The 24,251-nt window shown below is 68.5% G+C and carries 24 protein-coding genes; 8 read left to right on the forward strand and 16 right to left on the reverse strand.

The genetic code is table 11. The features are described 5' to 3' along the window. Positions 1 to 5: 5 nt before the first annotated feature. The 3 genes from ACIA49_RS26955 to ACIA49_RS26965 are packed head-to-tail and all read right to left on the reverse strand — an operon-like array spanning position 6 to position 3,943. Complete coding sequence (locus ACIA49_RS26955; RefSeq protein WP_396380110.1) at positions 6 to 2,264, reverse strand: [protein-PII] uridylyltransferase; 2,259 nt, start codon at positions 2,262 to 2,264, stop codon at positions 6 to 8. Beyond that, positions 2,265 to 2,603, reverse strand: coding sequence for a P-II family nitrogen regulator (locus tag ACIA49_RS26960; protein WP_391546457.1), 339 nt, complete (start codon positions 2,601 to 2,603; stop codon positions 2,265 to 2,267). Then, positions 2,600 to 3,943, reverse strand: coding sequence for an ammonium transporter (locus ACIA49_RS26965; RefSeq protein ID WP_396380111.1), 1,344 nt, complete (start codon positions 3,941 to 3,943; stop codon positions 2,600 to 2,602). The genes ACIA49_RS26960 and ACIA49_RS26965 overlap by 4 nt, the downstream gene beginning before the upstream one ends. 262 nt (positions 3,944 to 4,205) lie before the next feature. Here ACIA49_RS26965 and ACIA49_RS26970 point away from each other — a divergent pair, with 262 nt between their 5' ends. Beyond that, positions 4,206 to 4,820, forward strand: a complete 615-nt coding sequence (locus ACIA49_RS26970; RefSeq protein WP_396380112.1) for a TetR/AcrR family transcriptional regulator — start codon at positions 4,206 to 4,208, stop codon at positions 4,818 to 4,820. Here ACIA49_RS26970 and ACIA49_RS26975 read toward each other — a convergent pair. The 3 genes from ACIA49_RS26975 to ACIA49_RS26985 all read right to left on the reverse strand — a co-directional run bounded on the left by ACIA49_RS26975 (position 4,803) and on the right by ACIA49_RS26985 (position 6,395). Continuing rightward, positions 4,803 to 5,009, reverse strand: coding sequence for a hypothetical protein (locus tag ACIA49_RS26975; RefSeq protein ID WP_396380113.1), 207 nt, complete (start codon positions 5,007 to 5,009; stop codon positions 4,803 to 4,805). The two genes, ACIA49_RS26970 and ACIA49_RS26975, sit on opposite strands and share 18 nt — an antisense overlap. Further along, entirely contained in the window at positions 5,006 to 5,362 is a 357-nt protein-coding gene (locus tag ACIA49_RS26980) for an RNA polymerase subunit sigma-24 (RefSeq protein ID WP_396380114.1), read from the reverse strand. Before ACIA49_RS26980 ends, ACIA49_RS26975 begins: the two co-directional genes overlap by 4 nt. A 94-nt stretch (positions 5,363 to 5,456) precedes the next feature. Next, positions 5,457 to 6,395, reverse strand: coding sequence for an NAD(P)/FAD-dependent oxidoreductase (locus tag ACIA49_RS26985; protein ID WP_396380115.1), 939 nt, complete (start codon positions 6,393 to 6,395; stop codon positions 5,457 to 5,459). 76 nt (positions 6,396 to 6,471) lie between these two features. On the opposite strand from ACIA49_RS26985, the gene ACIA49_RS26990 reads away from it, so the two are divergent. Together ACIA49_RS26990 and ACIA49_RS26995 are read left to right on the forward strand one after the other, a co-directional pair. Next, complete coding sequence (locus tag ACIA49_RS26990) at positions 6,472 to 7,050, forward strand: helix-turn-helix domain-containing protein (RefSeq protein WP_396380116.1); 579 nt, start codon at positions 6,472 to 6,474, stop codon at positions 7,048 to 7,050. A 37-nt stretch (positions 7,051 to 7,087) separates the two neighbouring features. Beyond that, the gene (locus tag ACIA49_RS26995) at positions 7,088 to 8,047 is read left to right on the forward strand and encodes an asparaginase (RefSeq protein ID WP_396380117.1); all 960 of its coding nucleotides are present in this window, start codon (positions 7,088 to 7,090) and stop codon (positions 8,045 to 8,047) included. Here ACIA49_RS26995 and ACIA49_RS27000 read toward each other — a convergent pair. From ACIA49_RS27000 to ACIA49_RS27030, 7 genes are all read right to left on the reverse strand, one after another. Further along, positions 8,019 to 9,242 (reverse strand): RNA polymerase sigma factor, encoded by a 1,224-nt coding sequence (locus ACIA49_RS27000; RefSeq protein WP_396380118.1) that lies wholly within the window; start codon positions 9,240 to 9,242, stop codon positions 8,019 to 8,021. The genes ACIA49_RS26995 and ACIA49_RS27000 overlap by 29 nt on opposite strands. Beyond that, positions 9,220 to 9,627 carry a YciI family protein gene (locus ACIA49_RS27005; RefSeq protein WP_396380119.1) on the reverse strand — a complete coding sequence of 136 codons (408 nt, stop codon included), beginning with the start codon at positions 9,625 to 9,627 and terminating at the stop codon, positions 9,220 to 9,222. Before ACIA49_RS27005 ends, ACIA49_RS27000 begins: the two co-directional genes overlap by 23 nt. Positions 9,628 to 9,700: 73 nt before the next feature. After that, the gene (ftsY, locus tag ACIA49_RS27010) at positions 9,701 to 10,882 is read right to left on the reverse strand and encodes a signal recognition particle-docking protein FtsY (protein WP_396380120.1); all 1,182 of its coding nucleotides are present in this window, start codon (positions 10,880 to 10,882) and stop codon (positions 9,701 to 9,703) included. Between the two features lie 64 nt (positions 10,883 to 10,946). Next, positions 10,947 to 12,566 carry a thiol reductant ABC exporter subunit CydC gene (cydC, locus tag ACIA49_RS27015; RefSeq protein ID WP_396380121.1) on the reverse strand — a complete coding sequence of 540 codons (1,620 nt, stop codon included), beginning with the start codon at positions 12,564 to 12,566 and terminating at the stop codon, positions 10,947 to 10,949. Continuing rightward, positions 12,563 to 14,230 (reverse strand): thiol reductant ABC exporter subunit CydD, encoded by a 1,668-nt coding sequence (gene cydD, locus ACIA49_RS27020; RefSeq protein ID WP_396380122.1) that lies wholly within the window; start codon positions 14,228 to 14,230, stop codon positions 12,563 to 12,565. The genes cydC and cydD overlap by 4 nt, the downstream gene beginning before the upstream one ends. A gap of 119 nt (positions 14,231 to 14,349) precedes the next feature. Next, a complete protein-coding gene (gene cydB / locus ACIA49_RS27025) occupies positions 14,350 to 15,333 on the reverse strand; it encodes a cytochrome d ubiquinol oxidase subunit II (RefSeq protein ID WP_396380123.1) in 984 nt (327 codons plus the stop codon). A gap of 12 nt (positions 15,334 to 15,345) precedes the next feature. Next, complete coding sequence (locus ACIA49_RS27030; protein WP_396380124.1) at positions 15,346 to 16,758, reverse strand: cytochrome ubiquinol oxidase subunit I; 1,413 nt, start codon at positions 16,756 to 16,758, stop codon at positions 15,346 to 15,348. Positions 16,759 to 16,840: 82 nt separating this feature from the next. Between ACIA49_RS27030 and ACIA49_RS27035 the strand changes: the two genes are divergently transcribed. Beyond that, positions 16,841 to 17,227, forward strand: coding sequence for a BlaI/MecI/CopY family transcriptional regulator (locus ACIA49_RS27035; protein WP_396380125.1), 387 nt, complete (start codon positions 16,841 to 16,843; stop codon positions 17,225 to 17,227). Then, positions 17,224 to 18,129 (forward strand): M56 family metallopeptidase, encoded by a 906-nt coding sequence (locus ACIA49_RS27040; protein WP_396380126.1) that lies wholly within the window; start codon positions 17,224 to 17,226, stop codon positions 18,127 to 18,129. Before ACIA49_RS27035 ends, ACIA49_RS27040 begins: the two co-directional genes overlap by 4 nt. Here ACIA49_RS27040 and ACIA49_RS27045 read toward each other — a convergent pair. Further along, positions 18,028 to 19,140 (reverse strand): alpha/beta fold hydrolase, encoded by a 1,113-nt coding sequence (locus ACIA49_RS27045; RefSeq protein WP_396380127.1) that lies wholly within the window; start codon positions 19,138 to 19,140, stop codon positions 18,028 to 18,030. The two genes, ACIA49_RS27040 and ACIA49_RS27045, sit on opposite strands and share 102 nt — an antisense overlap. A gap of 37 nt (positions 19,141 to 19,177) precedes the next feature. Between ACIA49_RS27045 and ACIA49_RS27050 the strand changes: the two genes are divergently transcribed. After that, entirely contained in the window at positions 19,178 to 19,738 is a 561-nt protein-coding gene (locus tag ACIA49_RS27050) for a TetR/AcrR family transcriptional regulator (protein WP_396380128.1), read from the forward strand. Here ACIA49_RS27050 and ACIA49_RS27055 read toward each other — a convergent pair. Further along, positions 19,735 to 20,988: an MFS transporter gene (locus ACIA49_RS27055; RefSeq protein WP_396380129.1), complete on the reverse strand. Its 1,254-nt coding sequence runs from the start codon at positions 20,986 to 20,988 to the stop codon at positions 19,735 to 19,737. The genes ACIA49_RS27050 and ACIA49_RS27055 overlap by 4 nt on opposite strands. Before the next feature lie 82 nt (positions 20,989 to 21,070). On the opposite strand from ACIA49_RS27055, the gene ACIA49_RS27060 reads away from it, so the two are divergent. Together ACIA49_RS27060 and ACIA49_RS27065 are read left to right on the forward strand one after the other, a co-directional pair. Beyond that, positions 21,071 to 22,759, forward strand: a complete 1,689-nt coding sequence (locus ACIA49_RS27060) for an aldehyde dehydrogenase family protein (protein ID WP_396380130.1) — start codon at positions 21,071 to 21,073, stop codon at positions 22,757 to 22,759. 9 nt (positions 22,760 to 22,768) lie between these two features. Then, positions 22,769 to 23,590 (forward strand): sphingomyelin phosphodiesterase, encoded by an 822-nt coding sequence (locus tag ACIA49_RS27065; protein ID WP_396380131.1) that lies wholly within the window; start codon positions 22,769 to 22,771, stop codon positions 23,588 to 23,590. Here the strand turns inward: ACIA49_RS27065 and ACIA49_RS27070 are convergent. After that, a complete protein-coding gene (locus ACIA49_RS27070; protein ID WP_396380132.1) occupies positions 23,583 to 24,131 on the reverse strand; it encodes a dihydrofolate reductase family protein in 549 nt (182 codons plus the stop codon). The two genes, ACIA49_RS27065 and ACIA49_RS27070, sit on opposite strands and share 8 nt — an antisense overlap. Positions 24,132 to 24,251: the final 120 nt, after the last annotated feature.

Here is a 24,251-nt window from a genome sequence, read left to right on the forward strand (position 1 = left end):
CGAGGTTAGAACGTCAGGCGATCCAGCACGGTCTTGGACGTGGTCCGCGCGTCCTCCTCCTCAAGAGGAGAGCCATGGCGATCAGTGAGGTAGAAGACGTCCACACACTCGGCACCGAGCGTGCTGACGTGCGCTGACCGGATGTCGGCCCCGGTCGCCGCTATGGCCGAGGTGACGTCGTACATGAGCCCGGGTCGGTCATGGGCTCGCACCTGCAGCACCGTCGCGGTTTCAGATGCCCCTGGCAACAAGTCCACCCGGCTGGCGACTCTCGGCGCAGACGAGTCGCGTGCGGCCAAACGCCGTACCAGGTCGGTGTTGTCGCGGAGGGCGACGGCCAGCCGGTCGCGCAGGCGCACTGGGTCGGGAGGCGAGCCGGCGACGGACCACTGCGAGATGCCAAGGCCGTCGACGGAGGAGACGACGGCGGCCCGGACAGCGAGCCGTTCCACCGCCAGTACGGCGGCCACCGTCGACAGCGTGCCTACCTGATCCGGTACGGCGACGTTGACGCGGAGGTCGCCGTGGTGATCAGTGACGGAGACTCCGATCTGGCCGATGCCGACGACCTGGTGCAGAGGCGGGACCGGGATCGGCGGGTTGTCGGTCCACATCCCCTCACCGCCACCCGACAGCTCACCGCGCACGCGACGGCACAACTCACCGACCAGCCGCATCCGCCACGGCGACGACGCAGCGGGGCCGGCCGCGCGCGCATCGGCGTACGTGAGCGCCTCCAACAGATCCAGCGTCTCGGTGTCCCGGACGATGCCCGAGACAAGCTCGACCGTCATCGGGTCGTCCAGATCGCGTCGGGTGGCGACCTGCGCCAGCATCAGGTGCTGGCGGACCAACAGCGTGATGATGTCGGAGTCTGCCTCGCTGAACCCGATCCGGCGCGCAACGCGAGCTGCGATCACCGCACCGGTGACACTGTGATCGCCGTCGACCGCCTTGCCGAGGTCATGCACCAGGGCTGCGATCAGCAGCAGGTCAGGCCGCCGTACGTCGCGGACCATCTTGGACGCCTCGACACACGTCTCCAGCAGATGCCGGTCGACGGTGAAGCGGTGGATCGCCGACTGCGGCGGCCGGAACCTCACGGTGTCCCACTCGGGCAGGATCCGCGTGATGTAGCCGGCCTGGTCCAGCGCCTCCCACACCTCAAGCAGTCCCTCACCCGCACCCAGCAGAGCGCACAGCAACCGCCGCGCCTCACCAGGCCAAGGCTCAGACAGCGCCAGCGCTTTAGAGGCCAGCCGCGTGCACACAGCAGGAGACAGTCCCAGCTCACGATCCGCAGCAACCGCCGCAGCCCGCAGACCCAGTACGGCGTCCCGCTCCGGCCGCGCATCCGGCATCAGCACGACTTCGCCCTCGTGCTGGGCGACACCCTCATCCAGCGCGAGCAACAGCGGCCCACCGGTACGTTGGAACCGTCGCGTCCGTGGCGGCCGAGTCAGCAGACTCTCCACCCGCCGCCACGACATGTCGCAGACGTAGGCGAGCGTCCGGCCCGTCTCGTACACGTGGCGCAGCAACGCATCCCGGCCATCCAGTCCGAGCCCAGCCGCGACCTCTCCGGCCACATCCGCAACCAGCCGGTCGGTCGCACGGCCAGCCACCGTATGCAGCTCGTCACGCACGTCCAGCAGTTCCCGCCGCACCCGCTCCACCACGGGATGCGGTACGTCGATCAACCACGAAGCCACCAAGGCACGCAGTACGACGGCATCCCGCAGACCGCCGTACGCCTCCTTCAAGTCCGGTTCGGCCAGATGCGCGAGCTCACCGACCGACGACGCCCGGTCCCGGCAGGCCTGCGCCAGCTCGGGCAGTCGGGTCTTCGCCGTCCGCCGCCAGTCGGCCATCAGCACGGACCGCAACTCCAGCGTCAGATGCGAGTCCCCCGCGACATGCCGGGCGTCCAGCAACCCCAGGGCGACCCGTACGTCGTCCGCCGCGGACTCGCGAGCCTGGACGACCGTCCGGACACTGTGGTCCAGCTTGGTGCGCGAGTCCCACAACGGGTACCAGATCTGGGACGCCAGCTCGTCCAGCCGTGGGTACCCGTCGACGTGCAGGAGCATCACGTCGAGATCGCTGTACGGCGAGAGCTCCTCCCGGCCGTAGCCGCCGACAGCGACCAGGGCAACGCCCTCGGTAGGTGTACCGAGGGCGTCGCATGCCTTGGAGAGGAGCAGGTACAGCAGCGCGTCGGCCTCCTCGGCTCGGGCGCGCCGCTGTTCTGCTCGGTCCACCATCTAGAGAGCGTCTCCGTCCAGCTCACCGGTGCGGACGCGGACGATCGTCTCGACCGAGGTCACCCAGACCTTGCCGTCACCGATCTTGCCGGTCTGCGCGGCCTTCACGATCACGTCGACCACGTCGGCGCCGTCACTGTCCTCGACGACCACCTCGAGCCGGACCTTCGGTACCAGGTCCACCTCGTACTCCGCGCCGCGGTAGACCTCGGTGTGGCCCTTCTGCCGGCCGTAGCCGCTGGCCTCGGACACCGTCATCCCGGTGACGCCGAAGGTCTCCAGGGCCGCCCGGACGTCTTCCAGCTTGTGCGGCTTGACCACCGCGGTGATCAGCTTCATGCGTTGGCACCTTCCTTCTCGGAAGTCTCGGTGGAGCCATTGTCCGTGGTCGCCACGACGCGGGCCGACAGCGCCCCGCGGACACCGCTCGCGCTGAGGAAGTCGTACGCCGTCTCGGCGTGCTCGACCTGGTCGACACCGGTGACCTCGTCCTCTTCGGACAGCCGGAAGCCGATCGTCTTGTCGATCACCTTGCCGAGGATGAACGCGACCCCGAAGGAGTACACGCCGACCACCACGTTGGCCAGTGCCTGCTTGCCCAGCTGCGAAGCGCCACCGCCGTAGAACAGACCGTCGACCGCCGACGGCGCCGCCGCCGTACCGAGCAGGCCGATCGCCAGCGAACCGAACAGACCGCCGACCAGGTGCACCCCGACCACGTCGAGGGAGTCGTCGAAGCCGAGCTTGTACTTCAGCGAGACCGCGAAGGCGCAGATCGCACCGGCGAGCACGCCGAGGATGATCGCGCCGATCGGGCTGACCGCGCCACAGGACGGGGTGATCGCGACCAGACCGGCCACCGCACCCGAGGCCAGACCCAGCGTGGTCGCCTTGCCGTGCACGAGCCGCTCGACGATCAGCCAGCCGATCACCGCGGCGGCGGTGGCGACTTGCGTGTTCACGAAGGTGACCGCGGCGGTGGTGCCGGCGCTCAGCGCCGAACCGGCGTTGAACCCGAACCAGCCGAACCACAGCAGACCGGCACCGAGCAGGACCAGCGGCAGGCTGTGCGGCCGCATCGGGTCCTTCTTCCAGCCGACCCGCTTGCCCAGCACGATCGCCAGCGCCAGCGCGGCCGCACCGGCGTTCACGTGCACCGCCGTACCACCGGCGAAGTCGATCGCCTTCAGCTTGTCGCCGATCCAGCCACCGTTGCCGTCGTCGAGGAACCAGACCGAGTGCGCGACCGGGAAGTACACCAGGCACGTCCAGCCGACCACGAACGCGATCCAGCCGCGGAACGTCACCCGGTCGGCGATGGCACCTGAGATCAGCGCCGGGGTGATGATCGCGAACATCAGCTGGAAGGCGACGAAGGCGAGCGTCGGGGTGCTCCCGCTGATCGCCTCCGGGGCCATCAGGCCCTTCAGCCCGACCTCGGAGAAGTTGCCGATCACATGCCCGCTGTCACCAGCGAACGTCAGTGAGTAACCGACCACCACCCACAAGATGGTGACGACGGCGATGGTGACGAAGCTCATCATCATCATGTTCAGCACGCTCTTCACGCGCACCATGCCGCCGTAGAAGAAAGCCAGGCCCGGTGTCATCAGCATCACCAGGGCGGCGCTAGCCAAGACCCAGGCGGTATCGCCGGCGTTGATCTCCATCAACGTCATCCCTTCCATGTCATCAGGGGGTGGCCGGCGTCCTCGTTCGGGAGAACTCCACAACTCCGGGGAGCCCGCGCCCAGCCACATCGCCCACGGTGTCGGCGCGCCGTTTCAGCCGATCGGTCCGTTTGTTTCCGGCATGTGACAAAGCGCCCGCCCAGGTGACATCGGCGTGACATGGCCACCGTTGGGCATCGGTGTGGCACTCTGGCCTGGACCACACGGGACCGCAGCCGCGCCACTGCACCCGTCCGAAGTAGGGAACGAAATGGAGATCGATCACGGGGTGACGCCGCGCCGCGGCAGGCCACGAGACCCTGACGCGGAGCCGAGGATCCGCCAGTACGCCGTGCAGCTGCTGTTGGAGCGTGGGTTCGACGGAATGACGGTGGACGACGTCGCGGAGGCCGCAGGAGTCGGCAAAGCGACGATCTACCGGCGGTGGGCGAGCAAAGAGGAGCTCGCCAACGACGCGATGACCGGCCTGTTCGACATCGAGATCCCGGATGCCGACACCGGCTCGCTGGCCGGAGACCTGCGAGAGGTCTACGGCACTGCTCTGATGTTCGTGAACACCCCGGCCGGGGTCGCCTTGATGCGGCTCGGGATCACCGAGGCGAACCGTGACGAGCGGTCCGCGGTGATCTACAAGTCGTTGCTCGATCGCCGGATCGAGCTCACGAAGGCTGCTCTGGAACGCGCCTGGGCCCGCGGTGAGCCGATCCGGCGCGATGCCGATCCGGTGATGATGGTGCAGTGGCTGTCCGGTTTGTTCGTGTTGCGCACCGTGCTCAACGAGTCGATGCCGAAGCCCGAGGACGCCGATCGCCTGGTCGAACTGACACTGCGCGTGATCCGCGAGCCCTCAGCGGGTGACGGGTAGCCAGCCGTAGGCGAACGCCGCCAGGACGGCCAGCGCGATCCCGACCGCCAGCAGTACTCCGACAAGCGCCGTACGGCGTCGGCGGCGGTTGAGGATCACGCCGGCCGTCCAGGCCGGGTCGGCCAGGCTGACCTCCGGCAGGTCGTCGGAAACCTGGTGCAGCAGCGGTCCGATGTCCTCACGCCTCATCTGGTCTCCCCTGCCGCGATAGCCCTCCGGAAACGCTCGAACGCGGACAGTCCCTGGGCATGCACCGCCGTGTGCGACATGGTCAGTACGTCGGCCACCTCGAACTCGGTGAGCTCTTCCAGATGCAACAGGACCAGAACCGTCCGCTGGGTAGGTGTGAGGTCCGCCAGGGCCCGTTCGACCGGGTCCTCGGTCTCCGGAAAGGGCCGCACCCGGCTCCACCGCGTCAGGGCCGGTTGGTAGAGCAAACGCTGGACGAAGACGTCCGGGTCGTCCACCTTGGGCCAGTGCAGTGACAGCCGGGTGAAGGCGCGCAACAGAGTGTGCTCGGCCCGCTCCAGCTCTCCGTACACGAGGTACGCAGTACGTAACCATCTGCCCTGTCTCGCATCAACGTACGAAGCGAACTCGGGGTCGACCGTGTCGAGCACGGCCCTATTAGACCTCTCAACTACGTCGCGCGGCGAGAGCCAACCGCGTCTCTTCTGCAATCAGGTCGCCGTTGATCGCCGCACCGGCCCGCAGCCCCGCACCGGCCGCGTGCAGGACCTGTCCCATCGGGTCGGTCACGTTGCCGGCTGCGAAGACTCCTGGCACCGCCGTCTCGCCCTTGGCATCGACCACGAGCGCATCGCCGTACACGACACCAGCAGCCTCCTGAGCGGTCACCTCGAGACCCAGTCCGGTCAGGAAACTCGCCTTGGCGCGCAGAGTGGTCTGGACCGTGAGGACGTCTCGCGAGATGACCTTGCCACCCTCCAGCCGGACGCCGGTGAGCTTGCCGTCCACCACCTCGACCTGCTCGACTTTCCCTTGTACGACGGCGATCTGGCGCGCGGCGAGCTCCTCCCACTGCTCGTCCGTCAGGTCTGGACCGGTGTGCAGGAACAGCGTCACGTCATCACTCAGCTGCCGGAACATCTGCGCCTGGTGCACTGCCATCGGACTGGTCGCCAGTACGCCGATCGCTTGGCCCTGCACCTCCCAGCCATGGCAGTACGGGCAGTGCAGCACGTCCTTGCCCCACTGCTCAGCCAGCCCGGCCACATCCGGCAGCAGGTCGGTCAGTCCGGTGGTGACCAGGATCCGTCGGCCCTGGTACGACGTACCGTCCGCCAGCTCGACGGTGAACACGTCACCGCGTCGAACCTCGGTGACAGTACCGCTCGCGAACTCACCGCCGTACCCGGCGACCTCGTCGCGGCCGAGCGCGTAGATCTCGCTGGGCGGCGTCCCGTCCCGGGTGAGGAAGTTCTGCACGTGGCCGGCCGGGGCGTTCCGCGGCCGGCCGTCGTCGATCACCAGCACCGACCGGCGCGACCGCACCAGCGCCAGCGCCCCACTCAGCCCTGCCGCTCCCCCGCCGACCACAATCACGTCATACATCGTCAAGCTCCTCTCGTTGATGAGAGGATCCGCAATGATTCTCGTTTTCGACAACATTCTTTGCCATAGTGGCAACATGGAAGACTTCGAGGATGTCCTGGACGCTGTCGGACCACGCTTGAAGATGTTGCGCGTCGAGCGCGGCACGACGCTGGCTCAGCTGTCGGAGTCGACGGGGATCTCGGTGAGCACGCTGTCCCGGCTGGAGTCCGGACAGCGCAAGCCGACGCTGGAGCTGTTGTTGCCGTTGGCACGCGCTCACCAGGTGCAGCTGGACGAACTGGTGGACGCGCCGACCACAGGTGACCCGCGGATCCATGCGAAGCCGGTCAAGCACCATGGCGGCGCGACGATCATTCCGCTCAGCAAACGGCCCGGTGGGCTGCAGGCGTTCAAGCAGATCGTGCCGAAGGGCTGGCCGGGCGGAGAGGTCACCCAGAAGACCCACGAGGGCTACGACTGGGTCTACGTGCTGTCGGGCAAGCTCCGGATCGTGCTCGGCGACAACGACTTCATCCTGACCGCCGGTGAGGTCGCGGAGTTCGACACCCGGGTGCCGCACTGGTTCGCCAACGCCGCTGCCGGACCGACCGAACTGCTGTGTCTCTACGGACCGCAGGGGGAACGGATGCACGTCAGGGCGCGCACCCGCTAATCTTCGGCAGTCGATCTCGGCTATTGAGGAGCTGGTAGTGAGCGTCGCGTTGTTCACCTTGGGCGGCACCATCGCGATGGCCGGCGGCCGCCGGCTGAACGGAGCGGACCTGACCGCGGCTGTGCCCGGTCTGGCCGAGCTAGGCCATCCAGTGGAGATCCAGGACATCGAAGCGGTCCCGAGCGCCAACCTGACCGCAGCGAAGGTGCTTGAGGTCGTCGACGCCGCCTCGAAGGCAGTGGCCGCCGGTGCGACTGGAGTCGTGGTCACGCAAGGCACGGACACCCTGGAGGAGACGTCGTTCCTGGTTGACCAGGTGTGGCCGCACTCGCAGCCGTTCGTCCTGACTGGCGCCATGCGCAACCCCACCCTCGCAGGACCCGACGGGCCGGCCAATGTGCTGGCTGCCTGCCGCGTCGCGTGCTCACCAGTCGCCCGCGACCTCGGTGCGCTGGTGGTGTTCAAGGAAGAGATCCACGCCGCCCGCTGGGTTCGCAAGACCCACAGCACCAGTACGGCGACCTTCGTGTCGCCCAACGTCGGTCCGATCGGCCACGTGGTCGAGGACCAGGTCCGCATCCTCGCCCGTCCGGCACGGCTGGACGGCGTCCAGGGCAGTGCGGAGCCGGCCGACCTGGACGCCAACCGGGTCGCGCTCTACACGATGACCATGGACGACGACGGTCTGCTGCTGAAGGGTTTGGCTGAGACTCACCAGGGTCTGGTGGTGGCCGGCTTCGGTGCGGGACACGTGCCCGCGGCGCTCGCTCCGGTCCTCGGTGAGCTCGCAGCGGCGATGCCCGTCGTACTGACGTCGCGCACCGGCGGTGGCTCGATCGTGCGGAACACGTACAGCGGTCCGGGTGCGGAGACCGATCTGTTGCAGCGTGGCCTGATCGACGGTGGCTTCCTGGACCCCTACAAGGCGCGGGTGCTCCTACGGTTGCTGCTGGCAACCGACGACGACATCAGTGCGGCGTTTGCTCAGTACCAGTGAGTGCGTCGGCCTTCTTCAGTAGATAGTCGCGCTCGGGCAGACTCGTCGTGGTGCGAGCTGCCTCCCGGAAGTGCTTCACCGCGGCGTCGTGGTCGCCCTGCATCTCGTACAGATGGCCGCGGGTCGCATCGAGCCGGTGGTTACCGCTCAGCTCCTTGTCCAGCGGCTCCAGCAGCTTGAGACCTTCGTCCGGTCCGTCGACCATGGCTGCCGCGATGGCGCGGTTGAGCTTCACCATCGGGTTGCCCGACAGGTCTTCGAGCAGTCCGTAGAGCGCGAAGATCTGCGGCCAGTCGGTGTCCTCCGCACGCTGCACCTCGTCATGGAGGGCAGCGATCGCGGCCTGCAGCTGATACTCACCCAGTGGTGGCGTGTGGAAGGCCTTCACGGCCAGCTCGACACCTTCGGCGATGTACTCGGCGTTCCAGAGCGTGCGGTCCTGCTCGGCGAGTGGGATGAGCTCACCGGCGCTACCGGTGCGTGCTGCCCGCCGAGCGTCGGTCAACAGCATCAGGGCCAGTAGGCCGGTGACCTGTCCGTCGTCGAGCTGCGCGTGCACAGCGCGGGTCAGCCGGATCGCCTCACTCGACAGGTCTCCCCGGTGCAGCTCTGAGCCGCCGCTGGTCGCGTAGCCCTCGTTGAACATCAGGTAGAGCACATGCAGCACGTTGCGCAGCCGGTCCGCATCGGCGGTCAGCTCGAAGGTCTCTCCCTTGAGCTTGCTCTTCGCCCGGCTGATCCGCTGCGCCATCGTTGCCTCTGGCACCAAGTACGCCGTCGCGATCTCGGCGGTGGTGAGGCCACCGACCGCCCGCAGCGTGAGCGCGATCGCCGAGGCCGGCGTCAGCCCCGGGTGACAGCACAGGAACAGCAGCCGGAGAGTGTCGTCGTACTCCTCGACCTCCTCCGGCGGCAGCTCGCGCAGCGCGGCCCGTTCCTCCCGGGCCCGCCGGGCCTGGGCCTGCCTGATCTCGTCGATGAACCGCCGCGACGCGGTCTGGATCAGCCAGGCCTTCGGATTGTCCGGCTGCCCGTCCCGCGGCCACGTGGTCGCGGCCGCGAGCAAAGCCTCCTGTACGGCGTCCTCGGCCGCGGCGAAGTCACCGGACCGCCGGACGACAGCCCCGAGGACCTGCGGTGTCAGCTCACGCAGCAGGTCCTCCAGGTGGTGCTCAGATGTCCCAGAAGTCTGCATCCGAACCCATCAGTCGGCGAACCTCGATCGGCTGCTCGATCGGCACGCCACCGGGCCCAGGCGCGCTGGACTGCTCGGCGGCGATCTCCAGGGCACGCTCCTCCGACTCGACGTCGATCATCGTGTACCCGGCCAGGATCTCCTTGGCCTCGGCATACGGCCCGTCGGTGATCACCGGCGCGCTCACACTCGCCGCCCGCACCACCTTCGCGTGCTTCGGCCAGGTCAGCCCCTGTACGTCGACCAGCTCGCCGCTCTCGCGGAGCCGGTCCAGCGTCGCGGTCAGGTGGTCCAGGTGGGCCTTGCGGTCCGCCTCGTCCCACTCGTGCATGGTCGTCGTCGACGTACCGCCGTCGTGGTTCATCAGCAACAGGAACTTGGTCATCTCAGGGTCCTCCTCGGTTGTGCTTTTCCCGAAGGACGAAGCCGGAACCAGGCTCTCGACATGGTCCGGCGAATCAGTCCAGAAGGGCGTCGACGAACTGCTCCGGCTCGAACGGGGCCAGGTCGTCGGCGCCTTCGCCGAGGCCGACCAGCTTGACCGGTACGCCGAGTTCGCGCTGCACGGCGATCACGATGCCGCCCTTCGCCGTACCGTCGAGCTTGGTCAGCACCAGGCCGGTCACGTTGATGACCTCGGCGAAGACGCGGGCCTGGGTGAGGCCGTTCTGACCGGTGGTGGCGTCGATGACGAGCAGCACCTCGTCGACCTCGGCCGACTTCTCGATCACCCGCTTCACCTTGCCGAGCTCGTCCATCAGGCCGGTCTTGGTGTGCAGCCGCCCGGCGGTGTCCACCAGGACGACGTCGGCCTCCTCCGCGATGCCCTGCTTGACCGCGTCGAACGCGATGCTGGCCGGGTCGCCGCCCTCGGGGCCGCGCACGGTCCGGACGCCGACCCGCTCGCCCCAGGTCTGCAGCTGGTCCGCAGCCGCAGCCCGGAATGTGTCCGCCGCCCCCAGGACCACGTGCTTGTCCTCGGCGACCAGCACCCGGGCGAGCTTGCCGACCGTGGTGGTCTTGCCGGTGCCGTTCACGCCGACGACCAGGACGACGGCCGGCTGCGTCTCCCGGCGGGTCACCGCGAGCGAGCGGTCCATCGACGGGTCGACCAGCGCGATCAGCTCCTCGCGGAGGATGTCCCGGGCCTGGGCGGCCCCGACGCCCTCGACGCGCATCCGCGTGCGCAGCTTCTCCACCAGTTCCTGGGTGGGCGCGACGCCGACGTCGGCGGTGATGAGCGTGGTTTCGATGTCCTCCCACGCCTCCTCGTCGAGCTTGTCCCGCGACAGCAGCGCGAGCAGGCCCTTCCCGAGGGAGCCCTGCGAGCGGGCCAGGCGCGCCCGCAGCCGAACCAGCCTGCCCTGCGCGGACTCGGGCTTGTCGAGCGTCGCCGTCTGCTCCGGCAGCTCCGTGTCCTCGAGGGTCCGCGTCGGGGTGTCGCGCGGTGTCTCGGCGTCGTCACCGACCTTCGGCTCCGCGGTGTCCAGCGAGGCCGGACGCTCTGCCGTGGGCAGCGCCGAGCGCCGGCGCCGGGTCACGACGAGTCCGGTCGCGCCGCCCAGTACAACGACCGCGACGACGATGATCGCGATCAGGACCTGGTCAGTCAGCAAGGTGACAAGCTGTGAGGTGAACACGGTTACTCATCTTGGCAGACGCCCGGCCCGCCCCTCGCATCCCGCACGAAGGATGCCGCGTTCGTCACGGGAGGCGCACCGCCCGTCGCAGCGCGTGAGCGGGTGCCAGCTCGGGCCGATGCGTCAGCAGTACGACGGTCCGCCGCCCGGCCGCCGCGAACAGGTCCGCCAGCAGTGCCCGGCCGGTCTCCTCGTCCAGGTGCTCCGTGGGCTCGTCCAGCACTAGTACGTCGCGGTCCGCGAGCAGCAACCGGGCGAATGCCAGCCGCTGCCGCTCACCACCGGACAGCCGGGCACCGTGCTCACCGACCATCGTGTCGAGTCCGTCCGGCAGCCCTTCGACGAACACCCCGAGCCGCGCGAGATACAGCGCCCGCCACAGCCGGAGGTCGCTCGCGCCGGGCTGGGCCAGCAGCAGGTTCTCCCGGATGGTCGTGTCGAACACGTGGCTCTCCTGGGTCAGCAGGCCCACCACCGACCGCACCTGGTCGCCTTCGAGACTCGCCAGATCCACACCGTCCATCAGCACCTCACCACCGCGGGGCTCCAGGAACCGGAGCAGCACCGCGGCCAACGTGCTCTTGCCGGACCCACTCACCCCGGTGATCACCACCCGGCTCCCGGCTGGCATGTCCAGGCTGAGCCCATCCAGTACGTCGTCGTCGCCGTACCCGACGTGCAGGTGCTTCACCTCCAGATCGCGCCCGCGCGGTAGTGCCACGGCCGCCGCGGGCTCGTGCACCGGCTCGGGCGCGTCGACGAGCTCCTGGACCCGGCCGAGCGCCGCCCGGACCCGGATGGCGAGCTGAGCGGCCGCCGGGATCCCACCGAGGACATCGGCCAGCGCCAGCGGAGTAAGGACGAGTACGGCGAACACCGCGCCGGTGATATTCGCCGTACTGCCCAGCACTAGCCCCGCGACGCTCGCCCCGCCCACGCACAGCACCAGGAGTGCACCGCCGAGCCCAGCGCTCCAGGCCGACCGACGCTCTGCCGCCGCCAGCCGATCGTCGTGCGCACTGAAGGCGGCCAGCACGTCATCGACCGCGTTGAAGGCGACGATGTCGCCCGCGGTCAGCAGCGTCTCGGTCGCAGCCGCAGCCACGTCACCACGCTCACTCGCAAGCCGCCGTTCGGCCCGCGCCGCCGTCTTCGCAGTCAGCCACGGCACGACGGTGCACGCGATCAGCACCGCCAATGCGACGGCCACTCCCGCCACCGGCAACAGCAGCACCAACAACGCCACAGTCGCGGCAGCCGTGACCAAGGCGACTGCTACCGGCAGCAGCACTCGCAACCACAGGTCGAGGACGGCATCCACATCCAGCACCAGCCGGGCCAGCAGGTCCCCTTGCCGACGACCACTCAACCCACCCGGCGCGATCCGCTCCAACCGACCGGTGATCCGCGCCCGCGTTTCCCCCAAGACCCGGTACGCCGCGTCGTGGCCGGCCAGGCGTTCGACGTACCGGAAGACGCCACGACCGACTCCGAACGCGCGCACCGCCACGATCGGCACCATCAGGATCAGCACCGGCGGCTGAGCCGCCGCAGTAGTAATCAGCCAAGCCGACGTCGCCAGCAACGCCACCGCAGAGCCAGACGCAGCAACGCCTGCAACCAATGCGAGCACCAGCCGCCACCACACTCGACCCTCCGGCCGCACCAACGCCCAACTGCTCATGCCGGCACCAACTCTCGGGTTCCCACGACGACTGTTCGGTCGGCGGCTGCTAGTAGCGCAGGCCGGTGCGCGACCATCAGCACGGTCCGGCCACTGGCTCGCAGTCCTGCAACGACTGCTGCCTCCGCCTCGGCGTCCAGCCCGGCCGTCGGCTCGTCGAGCAACAGCACGGGTGCATCCGTCACCAGTGCACGGGCCAGCGCGACCCGCCGCTGCTGACCACCCGACAGCAACTGCCCGCGCTCCCCCACCGCCTTGTCCAGCTCCAGCTCACCAGCACCCGCCGCCAGCAAGGCCAACCGCACCTCGTCATCAGAAGCAGCAGACCGGCCCAGCCGCACGTTGTCCGCGACCGTCCCCATCCGCAGTCCCGGCCGCTGCGGAACCCACGCGAACTGCCGCCGCCACACACCCGGCTCGAACTCGTCCGCCGCACTCCCACCAGCCACGACCACACCTCGCTCCGGCACCACGAACCCGAGCAGCACCGCGAGCACCGTCGACTTCCCAGCCCCGCTGGCTCCACTCAGCGCGACCACCTCACCCGGCCGAACCTCCAGGTCGAACCCGTCAAGCGCCGGCTCCGACCGACCCGGGTACCGCACCGTCACGTCATGCAGTTGCAGAGTCGTTGCCCTGAGATCCGGTACATCGGTCCGCTCCCCACGCTCCGGCAGCGGCGTCTCCAACACCCGGAACACCTCTTCACTGGCCGCCACCCCATCCGCACTGGCATGGAACTGCATGCCGACCTGACGCAACGGCAGATACGCCTCGGGCGCCAGGATCAGCACCATCAGCGCGGTCTCCAGCCCCAGGTGCCCGTTGATCAGCCGCAGTCCGACGCCGACCGCGACCAGCGCCACCGAGATGCTGGCCAGCAACTCCAGCGCGAACGACGACAGGAACGCGACCCGTAGACTGCTCATCGACGCAACCCGGTGCCGATCCGTCACCCGCCGTACCGCGTCTTCCTGGGCCTTGGCGCGGCCGAACAGCTTGAGCGTCGGCAGACCGGTCACCACGTCGGTGAAATGGTGCGCCAGCACGTCCAGCGCACGCTGCCGCCGCCGGCTGTGCGTCTGCGTCGCCCAGCCGATCAGCGCCATGAAGATCGGGATCAGTGGCAGCGTGACCACGACCGTCCCGGCCGCGATCAGATCGCCGGTCGCCATCCAGCCGATCACTCCGGCCGGAACCGTTGCCGCGAGCACCAATTGCGGCAGGTAGCGGGCGAAGTACGGATCGAGGTCGTCGAGTCCCTTGGTCAGCAGCGTGGTCAGCGCACTACTGCGCTCACCACTCAGCCACACCGGCCCGAGCCTCAGTGAGTGCTCCAGCACCTGCCGCCGCAGAGTGGACTTCACCGCAGCCGCACTGCGCTGCGCCACCACCTCCTGCACCCACAGCAGCGCCGCACGACCAGCCACCACCGCAGCCAGCGCCCACGCCACCCCGGTCACGTCAGCACCGCGGAGCACCACCCCAGCAATCCCACGCGCCAGCAGGACCGCCTGCACCACGATCAGCACGCCACTGGCGATACCGATCAGAACCGACGCGGCCAGGAAGACCCGCGCCGCCTTGGCCCGGCGCAGCAACCGGGGATCGAGTGGTCCGTGGCGGGTGTTGTTTGAGTGATTGCGGTGTTCAGGTGCGTGCATCGGGGTTCCGGAGGGGCAGCCTCGATGCTTTTCCATCGTGGCTGTTCCTCCGGGGCCGCGAGGTGCGTGCCTGGGCGCCGCAAGCGCCAAAGAACTCCCGCCACGGACCACTTGGGGCCTCATGCCACCACGACCCGCTTGCGGAACACCCAGTACGTCCAACCCTGGTAGAGCAGCACCAGTGGAGTGAAGATGCCGGCGATGATCGTGAGGATCTTCAACGTGTACGCCGTTGAGGCCGCCTCGACCGCGGTCAGCGTCGACTGCGGATCCAGCGTGGACGGGATCACTATCGGGAACAGGGCCGCGAACAACGACACCACGGCCAGCCCGGTGGCGACCGCCGTACCGGTGAAGGCCCAGCCTTCGCGGCCGAACCTGTTGGCCACCAGACCGCCGACGAAGGCCAGTGCGGCAGCAGCGGCCACGATCGCCGAGCCCGTGTCACCACGCAGCGCTTGTGCCCACCAGAGGAAGGCCACGGCCAGCACTGCGGTCACCAGCCCGAGCCGCGCGGCCAGACGGTTCGCCCGCTCGCGCAGTACGCCGTCGGTCCGCAGCGCCAGGAAGATCGCGCCATGCGTCACGAAGACCGCCACGAACGTCACCCCGCCGAGCAGGGCGAACGGACTGAACAGATCACCCAGGCTGCCGACGAACTCGTGAGAGTTGTCCAGCGGTACGCCGCGGACCAGGTTGGCGAAGGTGATCCCCCAGAGCAGTGCCGGCACCAATGAACCGATGGTGATCAGCGTGTCCATCCGTCCACGCCACAACAGGTCGGCGCGTTTGCCGCGGTACTCCAACGCGACCCCGCGCAGGATCAGCGCCACCAGAATCGCGAACAGCGGCAGGTAGAACCCGCTGAACAGAGTCGCGTACCACTCCGGGAACGCGGCGAACGTCGCCGCACCCGCCATCACCAGCCAGACCTCGTTGCCGTCCCAGACCGGGCCGATCGTGGTGATCGCCGCCCGGCGCTCGGGCTCGTCCCGGCCGATCACCCGCAGCAGCGCGCCGACCCCGAAGTCGAACCCCTCCAGCACGAAGTACCCGGTCCACAGCCCCGCGATCGCGAGGAACCAGACAGTCGTGAGCTCCATCAGTCAGCCCCTTCAGTACGCGAACGAGAGCGGTTCGGCGGATTCGGAATCGTCGGGCTCGGAGCCGGGTGCCGGAGCGTCCGTGCCGGCCAGTCCACCCCGGATCGTGCGGAGCATCAGCTTCACCTCGACCACCGCAAGCACGCCGTACAGGACGGTGAAGCCGACCAGCGAGGTGATCACCTCGCCCGCGGTGGTGCCCGGCGAGACACCCGAGGCCGTGGGCAGCAGCCCGAACACCAGCCAGGGTTGGCGACCGGTCTCGGTGAAGATCCAGCCGAAGCAGTTGGCCACCAGGGGTAGCAGCGGCAGCGGTGCGACCACCCAGATCAGCCACTTGGCCGGCGCCCGGCCCCTCCTTGTTGCCCAGAGCAACCACAGGGCGATCGCGCCGGAGGCCATCCCGACCCCGATCATCAGCCGGAAGGTCCAGTACGCGAGCGGTACGTTGGGGCTGTAGGAGCCTGGTCCGTAGAGCGTCTCGTACGCCTGTTGCAGCGAGTTGATCCCTTTCACCTCACCGTCGAGGTGACCGGTGCCGAGGAAGGACAGCAGGTACGGCACCTTGATCGAGAAGATCTCCTTCGAACCGTCCAGCGTGCCGATCGTGAAGACCGAGAACGACGCCGGCTTCTCGGTCTCGTAGAGCGCCTCGGCGGCGGCCATCTTCATCGGCTGCACCTCGGTCATCACCTTGCCCTGCCGGTCACCGCTGAGCGCGACCCCGGCGCTGGCCACCAGCACGATCACCGCACCGATCTTCAGCGCGGACCGGAACACCTCGCGGTCCACCGTCGGCCGGCGGAGCAGATGCCACAACGCGACCCCGGCCACGAACGCGCCGCCGACCATGAAGGCCGCGAAGATCGTGTGCGGGTAGGTGACGAGCACGACCTTGTTGGTGAGCACCGCCCGCAGGTCGGTCAGCTCGGCCCGCCCGCGCTCGGCGTTGTAGCGGAACCCGACCGGGTTCTGCATCCAGGAGTTGGCGGCGAGGATGAAGTACGCCGACAGTTGCGTGCCCAGCACGACCATCCAGAGGCAGCCGAGGTGCACCAGCTTCGGCAGCCGGTCCCAGCCGAACATCCACAATCCGATGAAGGTCGACTCGACGAAGAACGCGAGCAGGCCTTCCAAGGCCAGCGGGGCGCCGAACACGTCGCCGACGAAGCGTGAGTAGTCGCTCCAGTTCATCCCGAACTGGAACTCCTGCACCAGGCCGGTGACCACGCCCATGGCGATGTTGATCAGGAACAGCTTCCCGTAGAACTTGGTCAGCCGCAGGTACTTCTCCTTGCCGGTCCGGTACCACGCGGTCTGCAGACCGGCGGTGATCGCGACCAGCGAGATCGTCACCGGCACGAAGAAGAAGTGGTAAACGGTGGTGACGGCGAACTGCCACCGGGCCAGATCCAGCGTGTCCACGGAACCCCTCCAGAACACATCTACGACGTTACGTAGTAGATGCTACAACGGATCTACTACAACGCGTAGTTATACTGGTCACGTGACCAGTGAAGAGAAGGCTCCGCGGCCGCTCGGCGATCTCGAGCGGGTCGTCATGGAGCAGCTGTGGGCGGCGCCCGACGCACTCACGGTGCGCGCTGTCTACGAGCAGGTCTCGACGACTCGCGATCTCGCCTACACGACCGTGATGACGGTCCTGGACCGGCTGGCCAAGAAGAACCTGACCGAGCGCGAGCGGGACGGGAAGGCCTGGCGCTACCGGGCCGCCGCACCGCGTGAGGAGATGGCCGCCGACCTGATGCGGGACGCCCTCGATCGTGCGGGCGACCGCCGCGAGGCATTGGTCCGGTTCGTCGGCCAGGTCAGTGACGAAGAGGCCGCGCTGCTCAGAGAGGCGCTGGCCAAGCTGGAGGAGCGGGAGGGGTGATCACCCCGGTCCTGCTGGCCGCACTGGCCCTGGTGCTCACCGGACCGGCGCCGGCTCTGCTGGCTCGCTCCGCCTGGCCGTATCGCGTCCCCCGCGCCGCCGTCGCACTCTGGCAGGCGATCGCGCTGGCCGCCGTACTGGCTGCGCTTGGCGCCGGCATCGCGCTCTCCTACTCCACAGCGGGTGAGCCGGGTGAGCCACGCTTCGATCCGTCGTCACCACGCGACCTCCTGGCCGCGGCAATCCTTGCCATGACCGCTCTGGTTGTCCTCAGACTGCTGTGGGCGACAGGGAAGGTGGCCGTCGGCACGCGAGCCCGGCGACGACGGCACCGCGACCTGGTCGACGTACTGGCCACACCTGACGGCCTGATCCCCGGACTGCGTGTCCTGGCTGAAGAAACGCCGCTCGCCTACTGCCTACCTGCCATCAGCGGTCACCGCGTGGTCGTGTCCGTCGGCGCGCTCGGTCGTCTCGACGACACCGAACTCAAGGCAGTCCTCGCTCATGAGCAAGCACACCTACGTGCGCGGCACGATCTGGTCCTGGAGGCGTTCACCGCACTCCACGCCGCCTTCCCGCGCTGGGTCCGCAGCGAGGTAGCGCTAGACCAGGCCCGCACACTCGTCGAACTCCTGGCCGACGACGACGCCCGCCGCCGCAACGGCCCACGTCCACTGGCCAGAGCGCTGGTTGCTCTGGCCGGCTCCCCCGCCCCCGAAGCCGCTCTGGCCGCCGCCAAGTCCTCGACGGTGTTGCGCGTCCAGCGCCTGGCCGACCCAGAGCCTGACAACACAGCCCTAGCCGTTGGCACCTACACGGTCGCCGCCCTGCTCCTGGTCGTCCCCACCATCACCGTCGCGGCCCCCATCGTGAAGGCCATCATCAACGCCGTCAACTAACCGGACCGCACGGCGCAGGTCGTCCACATAGGCGATCGGCTGTTCCCAAGCAGCGAAGTGACCGCCGGCCGGATGCTGCACATACTCGCGGACATTCACGAACACCTCCGCATAGCTGCGAGGCTCAGGCTTGGTGTCGCCCGCGAACACGGACAGCACGGTCGGCGTCTCGACCCGCTCCGGCAGGACAGCCGGCTCGGCGTAGGTCGCAAAGGAGGTGCCGATCGCCCCGCTGACCCAGTACGCCGTCACCCAGGTCAGGAGGTCGTCCGGCGTGAACGCGCCGTCGTCGGACCATGACTCCAGCTTCTCGACGATCCAGGCCGCGAGTCCGGCCGGCGAGTCGCCGAGAGCGACCGCGAGCGTGTTCGGTCGGGTGGACTGCGTCGCGATGTAGCCACCCTCAGCCCGGAACCACTGCCCTGCCAGTTCCAGGAAGGCCGCCGCATCAGGCGCGAGCTTCGCCGGGTCCACTGTGAACGCATGCTGCGGAGCCGTGTTGGTCAGATGTAGGGCAGTCACTCGATCTGAATGTTCGGCCGCGAGCACCTCCGCGACAGCACCACCCACATCACCTCCGGACACCGTGTAGTGCGAGTACCCGAGCGCCTCCAGGGCGTCCGCCACCAGACCGGCGATCCGGTTGACCGACATACCGGGAGCCGTGAGCGGTGCGGCGAACGGGAAGCCTGGCAAGGCAGGTACGACGACCTGCAGGTCCGTCAGCAGCGGCAGGACACGTTCGAACCGCAAGACCGAGTCCGGCCAACCATGCAGCAGCACGACGACAGGCGCGGCAGGATCCGCGGCACGCTGATGGATCACCCGCAACTCACCCGCCGTCTCCCACGGCAGCCCGGCGATCCGGCGCTCGTGCACGCCCCAGTCGTAGTTGTTCGCCCAGCGGTCGAGCAGGTCATCGAGGCCGGCGCCGCTGAAGCCCCGCTCCGCACCCCAGGGGGTCGGCACCCGCCGCGTCCGCCGCAGTCGTTCCCGCAAGTCATCGCTCATGTGTATCAGCGTACACATATTGTGTATGCTCGTACACATGACCGTACGCAACGCCGCCGCGACCCGGGAACGGCTGCTGACCGAGGCTCGCCGGCAGTTCGCCCAGCACGGGTACGGCGCGATCACGGTGAAGGGCGTGGCCGACGCGGCCGGCGTCTCACCGAACCTCGTCACCCGGTACTTCGGCGGCAAGGACGGACTCTTCCTCGCCGCGACCCAGGTCGAGATCCCGGTCGTGGACTCCTTCGACGGCGAGCTCGCCACCCTGGGCGCACGTCTCGCGGCGAGCATCGTCCAGCGCTGGTTCGGTCTGCCGGGCGACGATCCGCTGCTCGTCCTGCACCGCGCGTCCGGCGAACGCCCGGAGGCCGCCGAGGCCCTGGCCACGTTCCTGGACACGAACTCGCTCGAGCCGTTGCAGCGCTACCTGTCGGAGAGCGGCCTCGACGACACGGACGCCCGCAGCCGGGCCGCGGCGATCGATGCCTTCGTGCTCGGGGTCTCGACCCGCCGCCGCGTCCTGCGCCAGGAACTCGGCGACGCCACCCAGCTTGAGAGCTGGCTCGCCGCCACCATCCAGCGTCTGGCCAACGGTTAAGCGACGCTCTTGATCGGCATTACCAGGAAGGCGGCGGCCAGGCCGGCGAAGAACGAGGCGAGGAAGAGGGTCGGGAAGCCGAAGGAGTTGATCAGCCAGCCGCCGGCGCCGGCGGCGAAGACGTAGGGCAGTGAGTTGGCGATCTGGATGACGCCGAGGTCCTTGCCGCGATCCTCGGCGTGCGGCAGGACCTGGGTGACCAGCGCTTGGTCGACCGACAGATAAGCGCCGTACCCGAGTCCCAGGACCACGGCACCGACGATCGCGGCCGGCATCTGCGGGACGAAGGCGAAGAGCAGCGCCGCGGAACCCTGAAGGACCGAGGCGATCACCACCATGCGCTTGCGCTTGCCGGACTTGTCCGAGCGGCGGCCCGACGGCACCGCGATAGCCACCACGGCGGCGGTGTAGATCAGGATGAGGATCAGCGTGCCGTTGTCGGGATCGGTGTGCACCTCATCCTTGAGGTATTGATAAAGGAAGATCTGCGCCAGCGCGTTGGACAGCTGGATCATGAAGCGCTGCCCGAAGGCCCAGGCGAAGTCCGCGTGCTTGAGCGGAGCGACAACCCCGACCGCGATCGCCTTGAGGTCCAGCGGTGGCCGTTCGCTGCGCGCGAGCGGGATCCCCTTCGTGAACAGGGCAAACGGGAGCACCAGCACGAACATCAGCACGGCGAGGCCGACGTACGCGTCGAGGATGCCGGTCAGCAGCAGCGTCAGCACCACGACACCGGCCACCGGTCCGACCGACTGAGCGACACCCTGGTAGCCGGAGATGGTCGCTCGCTGGTTGACCGGAACCTCATCCGGTACGGCGGTCTGCAGCGCGACGCTGACGGCGGCGTACCCGACCTGGAACACGGCCCAGCCGAGGACGATGCCGAGTACGCCGTGCTGCAGTCCCTGGAAGACGAACGCGACGGCGGCGAGCGCCGTACCGTAGAGGACCCAGGGCTGGCGCCGGCCACGCCGGTTCAGCGTGCGGTCCGAGAAGGCACCGGCCAGCACCGAGACGACGACGGTGACCAGGGCAGCCACGAGGTTGGCCAAGCTCTGCGCGGAGACCGCGGCCGAGCTGACGTTGTCGGTGACCTCGTTGGTATGGCGCGGCAGCAGCACCTGCTGGGTGGCGAAGTACGCCATGAAGATGCCGAAGTTCGCCAGCGTCCAGTACCGCGCCCAGTACGCCGGGACGCGGGTGACCGGCTCCTGCAGCGCGGAGGTCCGCGCAACGCCGAGATCTGTCATAGCACAACAGTCGGGCATCGGCGCCCGCAAGGGAATAACTGAACTATTGTCAGTTTCTGTGCTGAGCTGCCTACGATGGGGTATGGACAGCACAGCGCTCGACCAGGCGATCACTGACCTCACCGGTGCCAAGCAGGGGTGGGCCGAGCTGCCGATCGCCGGCCGGCTTGACTACCTGAACCGGGTCCGGACCCTCGTAGCCGGGCGAGCGGACGCGTGGGTCGCTCTGGCCGCCAAGGCCAAGGGGCTGCGCCCGGACTCCCCGCTGCTCAACGAGGAGTGGCTAGGCGGTCCGTACGCCGTACTGGGCTGGATCAACGCGATCACCGAGACACTGCAGGCCCTCGACGCCGGTACCGACCCGCTGCGTGGGTCCAAGGTCAGCCAGCGCGCTGACGGGCAGACCGTCGTACGGGTCGCACCGCACGACTTCAACGAGTGGCTGCTGCTCAACGGCTTCAGTACCGAGGTGTGGATGCAGCCGGGTGTCACACCCGCCAACGTCCGCGACAGCCTCGGGAGCGCGTACCGAGGTCAGCGCTCGGCCGGCCAGGTCGCACTGGTCCTCGGCGCGGGCAACGTCTCCTCGATCGCTCCGCTCGACCTGCTGTACAAGCTGTACGCCGACGGCGAGGTGGTCGTCTGCAAGCTGAACCCGGTCAACGACCACCTCGGTCCGACGTTCGAGGAGATCTTCGCGCCGCTGATCGAGGACGGGTACGTCCGGTTCGTGTACGGCGGCGCTGACGTCGGCGAGTACCTCTGCACGCACCCCGGGGTCGACAGCATCCACGTGACCGGCAGCGAGCGCACCCACGACGCCATCGTGTACGGCGTCGGCCCGGAGGCCGTGGGCCGTCGGGAACGGGATGAGCGCGTCAACCCGAAGCCAGTCTCCGCGGAGCTCGGCGGGGTCGGCCCGACGATCGTCGTACCGGGTCCGTGGTCGAAGGCCGACATCGCGTTCCAGGCTGAGCACATCGCTACCCAGAAGCTGCAGAACAGCGGCTTCAACTGCATCGCCGCACAGGTGCTGGTGCTGCCTGAGGGCTGGGAGCACACCGAGGCGTTGATTGCCGCCGTACGGAGTGCACTCGAGAAGGCCGAGCAGCGGCCGGCGTACTACCCAGGTGCCGACGACCGGCGGCAGGGCGCGGCTGACGCGTACCCACAGGCCGAGGCGCTCGCCAGCAACCGCACTCTGGTGACCGGAGTCGACGCGTCGGACTCGAAGGCCTACGCGTTCACGACCGAGTTCTTCGCACCTGTGCTGGCGACCACGACGCTGCCTGCCGAAGGGTTCTTGGAGCGAGCGGTGACGTTTGCCAACGAGCAACTGCACGGCACACTCGGTGCGAACATCCTGGTGCACCCGCGAACGCTCCGCGAGCTGGGGCCGAAGCTGGACGACGCGGTGGCGGCGCTGCGGTACGGGACGGTGGCGATCAACGCGTGGACGGGTGTCGGCTACACCAGCCCGCGTGCGACCTGGGGCGCGTTCCCCGGTCACACGCCGGACGACATCCAGAGTGGGACCGGAGTGGTGCACAACGCGTTGCTGTTCGACCGGGCTCAGAAGAGCGTCGTGCGTGGACCGTTCACGCCGTTCCCGCGCTCGATCGGTGCGGGTGAGCTGGCGATGTCGCCGCGGCCGCCGTGGTTCGTGAGCAACAAGACCGCGCTGACCACGGCCGAGCGGCTCACCCACTTCGCCGCGGACGGCAAGCTGAGCCGGCTCCCCGGCATCCTGGCTTCGGCTCTGCGCGGCTGAGTCAGGATCATGGCTGCGGGTTTCGGCCTCACGCTGATCACCTACAACATCCTGCAGTTGCCGCTGCTCGGCTCCGCACGCCGAGCGGCGCTGGCCGCGCAGGTGCTCGAGACGGCCGACGCGGACATCGTCGTACTCAACGAAGCCTTCAACCGACCAGCTCGCAGGCTGGTCACAGGCCTCCGAAGCCGTGGGTACGACGTCACACCTGAGGTCGGACACGCTCACCGTGATTGGACGAGTTCGTCCGGCCGGGACCGCCGCTGGAGCACGCTGGCGGGCGGGGGCGTCTACATCGCCAGTCGGCTCCCGATCCTCGAGCAGCACCAGCACCGCTATCGCGCGTACCAGCCGCTGACCTCGGACGCGCTGTCCAACAAGGGCGCCGCCCTGGCAGCCCTGCAGACACCGGTGGGCCGGCTCTGGGTTGCTGCGACCCATCTGCAGGCTGATGAGCGCGGCTCCCACCACGCCGTACGGATGCAGCAACTGGACGAGCTACGCCACTTCGTCACCAGTACGGCGGGAGCCGGTGACCCGGTGCTCGTCGTCGGCGACTTCAATGTCGAGTACTACCCCGACGGCCGCGAGCTGGCCGAGGCCGAACGAACGCTGGGCGCCACGATCAGCACCGACCCCATCCACGAGCCCACCTTCGACGGCAGCCTCAATCGGGTGCTCCCCACGCGCTACCGCACCTACCGCAACGTTCTCGACTACATCGGCAGCATCGGTCCGAGCCTGGACATCACCACACGTACCCTCACCGACGAGACGGCCCGCGACGCCTCCGACCACTTCCCGGTCCAGGCCACCGTGAGGATCAGCTAGCCGGCCGGTAGCGCATCAGTACGCCGTTGCCGCCCCACGGGCGCGCCTCGATCAGCTCAAGCGCCACCTGCTGATCAGAAAAGACAGGCCTGCCCGCACCGAGCAGCACCGGACACACGCGCAACTGAATCTCGTCGACCAGTCCGGCGGCGAGAAGCGAGTGGAAGAGCGAGATGCTCCCCCACAGGATGATGTCCTTGCCGTCCTCGGCCTTCAGCGCGCGCACTGCCTCGACGTCACGCACCACCGTCGCCGGCTCATGCGTGCCCCACGGAGCCTCCGCGAGGGTCGTCGAGACGACCACCTTGCGCAGCCCGTTGAGCAGCGGGGTGATCGGCTCGGCGGCCGCGGCCTCCGTCGGCCAGAACGCCACGAAGATCTCGTACGTCGCGGCGCCGAGCAGCATCGTGTCGATCCGCTCGAACGTCGCCAGGTCCTCGGCATCGTGCTCGCCGACCGTCGCGAAGAACGGCGTCTCGCCGTCCGCGTCGGCGGCGAACCCGTCGAGCGTCACGTACTCCTGGAAGATGAGCTGTCTCATCTCCGCAGAGTAGGGCTAGCCGAAGTGTTTGCCTTCGCCGCGGGCGACGGCGAGCAGGACCAGTCCGGCCAGGACCAGCAGAACAACCATGGTTACAACGAACGTCAGCACTTCTCTCCC

The organism is Kribbella sp. NPDC051587 (genome assembly GCF_044453945.1).
In the GTDB taxonomy this organism is placed as follows: Bacteria; Actinomycetota; Actinomycetes; order Propionibacteriales; family Kribbellaceae; genus Kribbella.